Source organism: Streptomyces sp. MS191 (genome assembly GCF_008042125.1).
GTDB lineage: Bacteria > Actinomycetota > Actinomycetes > Streptomycetales > Streptomycetaceae > Streptomyces.
Genome location: NZ_RDBI01000013.1, coordinates 4,341 through 14,594, shown reverse-complemented (window position 1 = coordinate 14,594; position 10,254 = coordinate 4,341). Strand labels below are relative to the sequence as shown.

10 protein-coding genes and 2 pseudogenes are annotated in these 10,254 nt (G+C 74.7%); 4 read left to right on the top strand and 8 right to left on the bottom strand.

What is annotated here, in order from left to right; all coding sequences use genetic code 11:
- Positions 1–23 precede the first annotated feature (23 nt).
- Both EAO71_RS01970 and EAO71_RS01965 read right to left on the bottom strand, forming a co-directional pair.
- Positions 24–1,400, bottom strand: coding sequence for an NtaA/DmoA family FMN-dependent monooxygenase (locus EAO71_RS01970; RefSeq protein ID WP_147976019.1), 1,377 nt, complete (start codon positions 1,398–1,400; stop codon positions 24–26).
- The gene (locus EAO71_RS01965; protein WP_147976018.1) at positions 1,397–2,554 is read right to left on the bottom strand and encodes an LLM class flavin-dependent oxidoreductase; all 1,158 of its coding nucleotides are present in this window, start codon (positions 2,552–2,554) and stop codon (positions 1,397–1,399) included. The genes EAO71_RS01970 and EAO71_RS01965 overlap by 4 nt, the downstream gene beginning before the upstream one ends.
- Positions 2,555–3,084: 530 nt before the next feature.
- On the opposite strand from EAO71_RS01965, the pseudogene EAO71_RS01960 reads away from it, so the two are divergent.
- Positions 3,085–3,492, top strand: a pseudogene (locus EAO71_RS01960) (alpha/beta hydrolase); the annotation flags it as partial.
- Positions 3,493–3,558: 66 nt separating this feature from the next.
- Here the strand turns inward: EAO71_RS01960 and EAO71_RS01955 are convergent.
- The gene (locus EAO71_RS01955) at positions 3,559–4,008 is read right to left on the bottom strand and encodes a cupin domain-containing protein (RefSeq protein WP_147976017.1); all 450 of its coding nucleotides are present in this window, start codon (positions 4,006–4,008) and stop codon (positions 3,559–3,561) included.
- Between the two features lie 52 nt (positions 4,009–4,060).
- On the opposite strand from EAO71_RS01955, the gene EAO71_RS01950 reads away from it, so the two are divergent.
- Positions 4,061–5,074 carry a GlxA family transcriptional regulator gene (locus tag EAO71_RS01950; protein WP_261991945.1) on the top strand — a complete coding sequence of 338 codons (1,014 nt, stop codon included), beginning with the start codon at positions 4,061–4,063 and terminating at the stop codon, positions 5,072–5,074.
- A gap of 160 nt (positions 5,075–5,234) precedes the next feature.
- Here EAO71_RS01950 and EAO71_RS01945 read toward each other — a convergent pair whose 3' ends face one another.
- Positions 5,235–5,819: a nucleosidase gene (locus tag EAO71_RS01945; protein ID WP_147976016.1), complete on the bottom strand. Its 585-nt coding sequence runs from the start codon at positions 5,817–5,819 to the stop codon at positions 5,235–5,237.
- Positions 5,820–6,045: 226 nt separating this feature from the next.
- Between EAO71_RS01945 and EAO71_RS01940 the strand changes: the two genes are divergently transcribed.
- The gene (locus EAO71_RS01940; RefSeq protein WP_147976015.1) at positions 6,046–6,249 is read left to right on the top strand and encodes a cold-shock protein; all 204 of its coding nucleotides are present in this window, start codon (positions 6,046–6,048) and stop codon (positions 6,247–6,249) included.
- A 180-nt stretch (positions 6,250–6,429) separates the two neighbouring features.
- Here the strand turns inward: EAO71_RS01940 and EAO71_RS01935 are convergent, their stop codons facing one another.
- From EAO71_RS01935 to EAO71_RS01920, 4 genes are all read right to left on the bottom strand, one after another.
- Complete coding sequence (locus EAO71_RS01935; protein ID WP_147976014.1) at positions 6,430–6,798, bottom strand: hypothetical protein; 369 nt, start codon at positions 6,796–6,798, stop codon at positions 6,430–6,432.
- A 219-nt stretch (positions 6,799–7,017) separates the two neighbouring features.
- A complete protein-coding gene (locus EAO71_RS01930; protein WP_147976013.1) occupies positions 7,018–7,245 on the bottom strand; it encodes a helix-hairpin-helix domain-containing protein in 228 nt (75 codons plus the stop codon).
- Between the two features lie 24 nt (positions 7,246–7,269).
- Positions 7,270–8,601: a VWA domain-containing protein gene (locus tag EAO71_RS01925; RefSeq protein WP_261991946.1), complete on the bottom strand. Its 1,332-nt coding sequence runs from the start codon at positions 8,599–8,601 to the stop codon at positions 7,270–7,272.
- 170 nt (positions 8,602–8,771) lie between these two features.
- Positions 8,772–9,641 carry an AAA family ATPase gene (locus EAO71_RS01920; RefSeq protein WP_147976012.1) on the bottom strand — a complete coding sequence of 290 codons (870 nt, stop codon included), beginning with the start codon at positions 9,639–9,641 and terminating at the stop codon, positions 8,772–8,774.
- A 401-nt stretch (positions 9,642–10,042) separates the two neighbouring features.
- Here EAO71_RS01920 and EAO71_RS37395 point away from each other — a divergent pair.
- Positions 10,043–10,254, top strand: a pseudogene (locus tag EAO71_RS37395) (PP2C family protein-serine/threonine phosphatase); the annotation flags it as partial.

Genomic DNA, 10,254 nt, shown 5'->3' with positions numbered 1-10,254 from the left:
CTCCCCCCCCAACCCCACCTCCCTTAAACCGTTGCCAGGCGGGCCGGGCGGAGGCCGAGGTGTTCGCGGAGCGTCGTGCCCGTGTAGGCCGTGCGGTAGGCACCGCGCTCCTGGAGCTCCGGCACGAGGAGGTTCACGATGTCGTCGAGACCGTCTGGGACGAGGTACGGCGAGATGTTGAAGCCGTCGATCGCGCCGTGCCGCGCGAAGTGGACGAACTTCTCCGCGAGTCCGGCGGGTGTCCCCACGTGGCCGCGCTGCGGGCCGAGCTCGATCACCGTCTCCCGGAGGGACCAGCCGTTGGCCTCGGCCTTCGCCCGCCACTCGGCCACGACCGGGCGCGGATCTCGGACCCGGCCGGCGCCGAACGTACCCGCGTCCTCCTCGACCACTGGATCCTCGGCCGGCAGCGGGCCGTCGGCGTCCCGGCCGGACAGGTCGGTGCCCCACAGCAGTCCCGCGATGCCCAATGCCGTGGCGGGGGTGACCTGCTGAAGCCGGACCCAGCGGGCCTTCTCCTCCGCCTCCTTCTCGGTGGCGCCGATGATGATCTCCGTGCCCGGCAGGATGCGTACGTCGTCCTCGGGGCGTCCTGCGCTGCGCAGCCGCCGGCGGATGTCCTCGGCGAAGGCGAGCGCGTCGTCGAACTCCGTGCCGTGGGCAGAGAAGATGACGTCCGCGTTGTGGGCGCCGAAGTCCCGGCCGGCCGGGGAGTCGCCGGCCTGGAAGATCACCGGATGCCCCTGGGCGCTACGGGGCAGGGTGGGCGTCAGGTCGATGTCGAACTGGCTGCTCCGGGCCCGTACGGGGCGCACTCCACCGGGTGCCGACCAGGACCGCGCGTCGGCGGTGTCGGTGACGGCGCCGCTCGCCCAGCCGTCCCAGATGTCGCGGGCGACGGCCAGGAACTCCTCGGCGCGCCGGTAGCGGTCGGCGTGGTCGAGGAAGCCGCCGCGCCGGAAGTTGGCGCCGGTCCAGGCGTTGTCGGTGGTGACGACGTTCCAACCGGCGCGTCCCTCGGAGAGAAGGTCGAGGCCGGCGAAGCGGCGCGCGAGGTCGGCGGGCTCGTTGAAGGTCGTGTTGGAGGTGCTGACCAGGCCGATCCGGTCGGTGACGGCGGCGAGCGCGGCGAGCTGGGCGATCGAGTCGGGGCGTCCGGCGACGTCCAGCTCGTGGATCTTTCCGTCCACCTCGCGCAGCCGCAGGCCGTCGCCGAGGAAGAACGCGTCGAAGAGGCCGCGTTCGGCGGTCTGCGCGACCCGCTGGAAGGAGGCGGGGTCGATCTGTGAGCCGCTGGCGGGGTCGGACCAGATGGTCCAGTGGTTGACGCCCTGGAAGAAGACGCCGAAGTGCAGCTCGGCGTCCGGGCGGGGCACGTCGGTGAGGTCGGTGCGGGTCATCGGGTCTCCTCCCGGGCGGCGGGGGCGGCTGTGACGACGGCGGGGGCGTCCGCGCGGGGCGTGGCGAAGCGGCTGGCCGGCCGGGGCAGGCCCAGGGTGGTCCGCAGCGTGGCGCCGGGAAGCGGGCGGGTGGCGACGCGGCGGGCGAAGAGTTCGGGCAGCACCAGGCGGGACAGGACGGAGATGTCCTCGTCGAGGACGAGGGGACGGAGTCGTACGCCGTCGACGTGGTGGCTCAACTCGGTGAGCAGCGCGACGAGTCCGGCGGCCGATCCGACGTGCCGCAGACGGTGCGGGGCGTTGTGCCAGGGGGCGTGCCGCTCCAGGTCGGCGACGCGTTCTTCGGCGGATTCGCCGGGTGTGTCGAGGGCGACCTCGACCTCGGCGAACGCCAGCGGTGCGCCGGAGCGGGCCGCCGCCTCGCCGAGTCGTGCGGGGGAGGTGCCGTCGACCAGGGCGACGTCGATCAGCGCGGGGGGTACGAGACCCTCCCGCGCGAGCACGACCGGCCTGCCCTGCGGCGGGCGCGGGACGATCCCCGGGCCCTTGACCGTGTAGGTGTCACCCGTGAAGTCGATGTAGTGCAGACGGTCCCGGTCGAGGTAGCGGCTGGTGGCGACGGACCGGATGACCGCGTCGTCCTCCCATGAGTCCCAGAGGTCCCGTACGACCCGTACGGCGTCGCGGGCTTCGCGGCCGAGTGCCTCGGCGCCCTCGACCGGGGGCCTTCCCCAGGCCCGGGCCGCGTCCCTGCTCGCCTGCCCCGACTCGTCGGCCGTCGCCACCCAGGCGGCGCGGCCCGCCGAGACGTGGTCGAGCGTGGCCAGCTGGGACGAGAGGTGGAACGGTTCGGCGTAGGTGGTGGACGCGATCGGGGCGACGCCCAGCACGCTCGTGGACGCGGCGACGAACGCGGCGCGCTCGACAGCGCCGATCCGGCCCACGATGTTCGCCGGTTCTCCGCCGGCGGGCGGCAGCAGGCTGTCGTCCAGCGTGACGAGCGTGAAGCCGGCGTTCTCGGCGGCAGCGGCGACCCGCGCGACGCGCCGGGGGGTCAGCAGGTCGCCGGGCGCGTGCGCTGCCCGGCGCCAGGCGGCGGGATGGTCACCGTCGCCGTCGATCTCGACGGCGAGGTACAGGGGTGGCTGAGGCATGGGGTCCTTCCRCGGGCACACAGGGGACCGCGCGGTGCGACGCGGCGCACCGGCGGGTGAGGAGAGGGGTCAGCTGTGTGCGGAAGGACAGATGGCGGAGGCGGTGCGGCAGTAGTCGACATGCCGACGGCAGATGAGCCTCGTGCCCGCCACGCGGACGCCGGCACGCGGCGACGCGGTCGGTGCACGCACGAGGGCCTCCACTGGTCCGAGGGGAACGCCTCAGCTTAGGCAGGTCGCCTTTCGCGCTGTCAAGGTCGTCCCGGCCCCTGGTACACCCTCCGGGAGACGCGCCGCGTCGGCGAAATCCCCTGTTCACGAACGAGGTTCGCCGGAACCCCGTGGACGCCCCGCCGGGCTCGGAGGCCCCGGTCGCCACAGCGGGCGACCGCGCGGTTTGTCCGACTCCGACTCCGACTCCGCCGCCGCCGTCACCGCGCCCTCCGCGTCCGCCTCGGCTTCCCGGGCCCGACTGCCCGAGCCCACGGGCCCGTACCCCGTCGGAAGCGCGGTCCTGCATCTCGTGGACGATGGCCGCCGATCGGCGCATCGACGCCGGGGTCGACATGGACGGCGCCTTCCGGGGTCCGCTGCCGCCCGGCGGTCTGGGCGGACGTCCGTTCATGATGCTGGGCACGGACGACGAGGTGCACCGGCCCGGGGGCACCGACACGACCTGGGACGCCACCTGGCCCACGCTGGGAGGCTGGAAGCGCTGGCTGACCGTGGCGGGTGCGAACCACTTCACCTTCTCGGACCGTCCGGTGATCCTCGGTCGATTCGGCCTGCCGGGTCCCGCGCTGCCCTCCGGGCGGGCGGTGGCCCTCACCCGGACCTACGTGGCGGCCTTCTTCGACCGGCACCTGCGCGGGCTGCCGCAACCCCTCCTGGACGGCCCGAGCGCCGCGCACCCGGAGGTGGCCTTCCACACCCCCTGACCGCCGGGACGCCCGTCCCGGGGGCCCGCCGTGCGCATCCGGCGACGCCCGCCGCGGGGTGCCGCTTCAGGGGTGCAGGGCGTGGCCGGTCGTGGCGTCGACGTGGTCCGGGATCTCGTCGTGGTCGTCGCCGACCGTCGGCGTCCCGGTCGGCTCGAACATGAGGAGGGTGGCGCCGGACGGGGCGGAGGGCCGGTGCCGTACGCCCTTGGGGACGGTGAAGACCGAGCCGCGGGGCAGCGTCACGGTGCGTTCCGTGCCCACCGCGCTGGCGGCCGCGTCCGCCCCGGCCGCCGGGAGCTCCCGGAGGGCGATGTGCAGTTCGCCGTCGAGGACGAGGAAGAACTCGTCCGTGTCGTCGTGCACGTGCCACACGTGGTCGCCGGCCACCTTGGCGATCCGTACGTCGTAGTCGTTCACCCGCGTCACGATGCGGGGGCTCCACAGGGCGTCGAAGGTCGACAGGGCCGCGGCCAGGTCGACGGGGCCGCCGTCGGGTGTGTTCAGGCTGCTCATGAGCCCATGGTGGGGCCGGACGCCGGTCGGCCGTGAGTGCTAGAAAGAGCATATGGCGCAAGGATCCTCGCAGACGTACGCGCGGAAGCACCCGGACGGGAACGGCCGCGGGCCGCACCGGGTCGTCGTGATCGTCGACCGGAACTCAAACCCTTTCGAACTCGGCTGTGCCACCGAGGTCTTCGGCCTGCGCAGGCCCGAACTCGGCCGCGACCTCTACGACTTCCGCGTCTGCTCGCCCGAGCCCCGCACCCTGATGCGGGACGGGTTCTTCACGCTCACGGGCGTCGCCGCGCTCGGCGCGGCCGACACCGCGGACACCCTGATCGTCCCCAACCGCCCTGACGTGGAGGTGCCGCGCCGCCCCGCCGTCCTCGACGCGATCCGCCGCGCCCACGCCCGCGGCGCACGCCTGATCGGATTCTGCAGCGGTGCCTTCACCCTGGCCGAGGCCGGCGTGCTCGACGGCCGGCGCGCCACCGCGCACTGGCAGTGGGCCGACGACTTCCGGGCCCGCTTCCCCTCCGTACGGCTCGAACCGGACGTCCTCTTCGTGGACGACGGTGACATCCTCACCGCCGCGGGCAGCGCTGCCGCGCTCGACCTCGGGCTCCATGTCGTCCGCCGTGACCACGGTGCCGAAGTGGCCAACGCGGTCAGTCGGCGACTGGTCTTCGCGGCCCACCGGGACGGCGGACAACGGCAGTTCGTCGAGCGGCCCGTCCCCGACCAGCCCGACGAGTCGCTGGCCCCGCTGCTCGCGTGGGCCCAGGAACGGCTCGACGCGCCGCTCGCCGTCGCGGACCTCGCCGCTCACGCGGCCGTCAGCCCCGCGACGTTGCACCGCCGCTTCCGGGCCCAGCTCGGCACCACGCCGCTGGCCTGGCTCACCGGTGAGCGGGTGGCCCTGGCCTGCCGGCTCATCGAGCGCGGCGAGTCACGTTTCGAGGTCGTGGCCCGCGCCAGCGGCCTGGGGACGGCCGCCCATCTCCGCGCGCTGATGCGGCGGGAGACCGGGCTCGCGCCGTCCGCCTACCGCCGTCGCTTCGGACCGTCCGGGGGCTGACGCCGTCACCTGCGCCCCGGGCAGGTCCGCAGGCGCCACGGCTGCGGCGGCGTGCGCGGGACCGCCGGGAGCCCGTGCCCGCGCGTCGTGACGCCGAGCGGACTCGCCCGACCCGGAGGAAGGCGGCACTCCGCGTGCGACCGAGGCGGCTCGGGTCGTCTCAGGAGCGGTACGGCGTGTTCTGCGCGGCCCAGTCGGCCAGGGCCCGCGCGCACTCCGCCACCGCGTCGCGCCACGTCTTGGCCGCTCCGTCCCCCGCCTCGTCGCTGACGTGCTTCACGATCCGCAGCGGCACCCCGGCCGAGGCGGCCGCGGTCGCCAGCGCGTAGCCCTCCATGTCGACCAGCGCGGCGTGGGTGGCCAGCCGGACGCGGGAGGCCTCGTCCGCGATGAAGGCGTCACCGGTGGCCAGGATGACGTCGCCACCGTCGGGAAGCGTCAGCGGCTGTCCCACCGTCTCGCCGGTCAGCGTGGCCAGCAGTTCGCCGTCGAGGTCGTGCTGCAGCACGGTGCCGACGACGTGCGTCCCCGTCCAGCCCGTCCGCAGCGCCCCGGCCGTGCCCAGGTTGATCACGCCGGAAGGTCGCGACACACCGGCGAGCACGGTCGTGAGCGCGATCGCCGCGTTCACCTTGCCCATGCCGGTCAGCAGGACCGGCAGGTCCGTGTCGAGGAACTGCGCCTCCTCCTTGACGGCCAGGACGAGCAGGGGCCGGTCGGCCGCGATCTTTCCGATGAGTTCCATGGGGCCACGCTAGTTCCGCCGGACCCGCGCCGTACACCCGGCACCCGGTGGCCCGGACCGGGCCCCCCGCACCCGGTGGCCGGGGCCGCCGCGCCCGCCGCCGGGACTTCCCCGCCCCGGCGAGGGACCATGGAAGGGTGCGGGTGCCGCCGGAGGCCGCGGACCGCGGCATCAGGCCGGACGCCCGCGCAGCGGGAGTCGCTCCCGCCGCATGAAGGAGATCATCATGGCAACCGGCACAGTGAAGTGGTTCAACGCGGAGAAGGGCTTCGGTTTCATCGCCCAGGACGGCGGAGGCCCGGACGTGTTCGTCCACTACTCGGCCATCGCCAGCACCGGGTACCGCGAGCTCACCGAAGGCCAGCAGGTCGAGTTCGACGTCGTCCAGGGCCCCAAGGGACCCCAGGCGGAGAACGTCAGCCCGTCCTGACCCCGACGCCGCGGACACGGGCTCCGTAGCCCGTCCGTCCGCCCCGCCGCACCGGCTCGTCCCCCCGTCCCGACCGAACGCAGGAGCACGCGGGCGCCCACCGCGCCCGCCGTGCGCGGGACGCACACGGCCTGTCCACCCACGTCCGCCCGCGTGGCCCCGCCCCACGCGGCCGGGGGCTCACCCGAGCCGGTCCGTGGGAACGTACGGCCGCAGATCGTCCAGCGCCTGTTCCGGATCGGGATCGGAGACGGCCAGACGACCGTAGGGCGCGTCGCGGCGCAGCTCGACGCAGAGGACCGGTGTGCCCGCGCGGACCGCCGCGAAGTCGCGGCCGTCCGGCAGGACGCGTGTGCCCACACAGACCCGTCCGGGGATCCAGAGACCCGGTCCGCGCAGACCGCGCAGCGCCCGCCACCAGTCCGGTTCCACGTGGACCGCGCGCAGCGCCGTCAGCGGCACCCGGACCTGGCGCCGCCGTGCCGCCAGTTTCTCGGGCAGGGACAGCAGGACGACGAGGTCCGTGCCGTCCACCACGACTCGCGCCATCACATCCACCGATCACCCGTGCCGGTCCCGGCCGCCACGCCGCCGCTGGGCGAACATCCGCATCGCGTGCCCGCGGTCACCGGTGTGGCGTCCCGTGCGCCTCGTGCAGGGCCGTCGGGCCGGCCGGTCGTACGGGGCCGGTCGTGTGGGCCGGCCCGTGTCCTTCCAGCATCGAGGCGCCCGCGACGACGCGCCACGGGGAGAGGGCGGCGGCCGGGCTCAGTCCCCGAAGGAGAGCCCGTGCTCGCCGAGCGCCTCCCGCAGCACCCGCACGGCCTTGGGGCCCACGCCGTGCAGCCGCAGCAGCTCGGCGGTCGGTACGCCCGCGAGCTGGTCGAGCCGGGTGTAGCCAGCGGCGGTCAGCGCCCGCGTGGCGGGCGCGCCGATGCCCCGGGGAAGGCCGGTCGCCGCCGGGTCGCCGGTCGGGGTGCCGTTCGGTTCCGTCATGCGGCGATGGTGCCACGGCACCGCTCACACGGGCAGCAGGCGGGCGACGAGTTCGCCGAGTTGCCGCGCGTTGCGGCAGGGGTGCATCTCGACCAGCCCGGCGTAGGCGAGGGCCGCCGAGTCGCCGGTCGACCAGAGCGAGGGCTGTTCCGGGTTGAGCCAGAAGACCCTCCGGGCACGGTCCGCGATCTGCCGGAGTGCCGCGAGGTTGGGGTCGGCGTTGTTCGTCCGGGCGTCCCCGAGGATGAAGACGGCGGTGCGCGGTCCGACCGCGTCGGCGTACCGCTCGGCGAACCCGCCCAGGGCCGTCCCGTAGTCGCTCTGTCCGTGCCAGCTCGTCAGCGCCGCCTCCGCGAGGATCCGCGCCCCGAGGCCGGCGGGGTCGGGAGCGCCCTGCGCGATCAGTCCGGTCACCTCGTCCACCTGGTTGACGAAGGCGAACACCCGTACCCGGCTGAACTGGTCGTGCAGCGCCCGCACCAGCAGCATCGTGAAGTTCGCGAAGCCGGCGACCGAGCCGGAGACGTCGCACAGCAGCACCAGTTCCGGCCGCCCGGGGCGGCGACGCCGCAGTACCGGACGCACGGGCACCCCGCCCGTCGACAGGGAGCCGCGCAGTGTCCGCCGCAGGTCGATCGTCCCGCGTGCGGCGCGCCGCCGCCGGGCAGCGAGGCGGGTGGCCAGTCTGCGGGCCAGCGGCTGCACGGTCCTGCGCAGTTCCAGGAGCTGCTCGCGGCCGGCGAGCAGGAAGTCGACGGAGTCCGCGGTGCCCGCCACGGCCCGCCGTGCGACCCGGTCGCGGCCCTGCCGCTCGGCGACCCGTCGGCGCGCCTCGGTCCGTACCCGCTCGCGGAAGGCCTCGATGCGGCGCCGGATCTCGTCGTCGGTGAGACGGTCGGCGAACTCCGTCCCGTCGTCCGGGGTGGCCTCGCGGACCGCGGCCCTGACCCGCGCGAGGAGGGTCTCGGGACGGAGCCGGGCGAGGGTCTGGTACGAGGACCAGCCGTCCGATCCCGGCGAGGAGCCGTACGCCCCCAGGCCGCCGACGGCCTCGCCGGCCAGCACGTTCATCGCCTGACGGTCGTCGGCGGCGAGTGCGGCGGCCAGCCGTTCGCGCAGCGCGCCCGTGTCGAAGTCCTCGGGCGCGCCGGGGGACGGGGCGCCGGCGGTCGACGGGAAGTACAGGTCGAAGACCCGGTCGAAGAGGGCGCGCTGCCCCTCCCGGTGGAGCAGCGTGGCCGCGAGCGCCTCCCGCATCCGTTCCCGTTCGGCGAAGCCGACCGCCTCCAGTGCCCGCCCCGCGTCCACGGTCTCGCCGGTGCCGATGCCGACACCGTGGGCGCGCAGCGCCTGCACCAGCCCGGTGAGCCGGTGGCCCGCGCCCTCGCCCCGGGTGCCGGGGCCGCCGGGATCCGCCGCCCCGGTCGCGGGCGGACACGCGTCACCGGCCGACCGCCGGGCTGCCTCCTCGGCCGCGCGCGGATCGCCGCCCGGGGCCGCCGCGGGCCCGGGGCCGCCCGGCGTGCTCACACCGCGTCCAGGTCGAGCTTGGCGGCGGCCCTGAGGATGTCGTCCTGGTGCTTCAGGATCACGCCCAGGCTGTCGCGGACGACCGTCTCGTCGAGGCGGTCGGCGCCGAGGGCGAGCAGCGTCCGCGCCCAGTCGACGGTCTCCGCCACCGACGGCGCCTTGCGCAGGTCCATCGCCCGCAGGGCGCCGACCACCCGCACGACGGACGCTGCCAGCGCCTCGTCGATTCCCGGCACCTTCATGGCCACGATCCGCCGCTCCAGCTCCTCCTCCGGGAAGCCGATGTGCAGGAACAGGCAGCGGCGGCGCAGCGCCTCGGACAGCTCGCGGCCGGCGTTGGAGGTGAGGACGACGAAGGGGCGCCGGGTCGCCGAGATGGTGCCGAGCTCGGGAACCGTGATCTGGAAGTCGCTCAGCACCTCCAGGAGCAGTCCCTCCACCTCGATGTCGGCCTTGTCCGTCTCGTCGACGAGGAGCACGGTCGGTTCGGCCGAGCGGATCGCGGTGAGGAGGGGCCGGGGGAGCAGGAACTCCTCGCTGAAGATGTCCGTCCGCGTCTCGTCCCAGGTCTCGTCGCGGCCCGCCGTGATGCGCAGCAGCTGTTTGGCGTGGTTCCACTCGTACAGGGCGCGCGCCTCGTCGACGCCCTCGTAGCACTGGAGCCGGATGAGGCGGGCGTCCGCGACGTGGGCGACGGCCTTGGCGAGTTCGGTCTTGCCGACGCCCGCCGGGCCCTCCACGAGCAGCGGCTTGCCCAGCCGGTCGGCGAGGAAGACGGTGGTGGCGACGGCGGGCGAGGCCAGGTAACCGACAGCGGCCAGGCGCTCGGCGACGTCGTCGACGGAGGTGAAGTACCCGGTCGTCATTGCTTGTTCTCCCCAGCGGCAGGATCGCTTACTGGCCGGTAGCCATGCGTACTCGATCAGTTCCGCGAGCACCCCACAACCACCTCGGCGAGGATTGCGGCCAACGTCACGGGCGGGGGCGGCGGGTGGCGCCGACGGTTCGCGCGAGGCCGGCCCGCTCGCCGGGGACGAATGGGAGTCGGGGGAGTCGGGGCGACGGAGTGCCATGCGCGCACGGCAGGGGCCTCGGCTTCGGCCGGCAGCGGGCGCGCGGCGTAGCGTTGCCCTGTCGGAACATGGCCAGAGGTTCACCCGATGTGCGGCGTCGCAGGTCCGACGAGTGCGACGCGCGGGGGAGCGGGGCCGCTGGTCCAATGGAGGGGGCYGCGCTGTCCGGATCCTTCGCACCGGGTGGAGGTGTCGTGTCGGAGCGAGCGGGGGCGCGTGTCTCCCTGGCCGAGGAGCACGCCGCCGTGCTGGCCCGGCTGCGCGCCACCGAGGACGCCGCCGGAGCCATCGGCACGAGCGCGGACGARCGCGGTGTCTGCCGGGAACTGGCCGCCTTCCTGCACCGCCACGGCGTCGATGCCGTCGCCGTGGCGGTGCAGGAAGGCGGCCAGTTCCCGGCAGACAC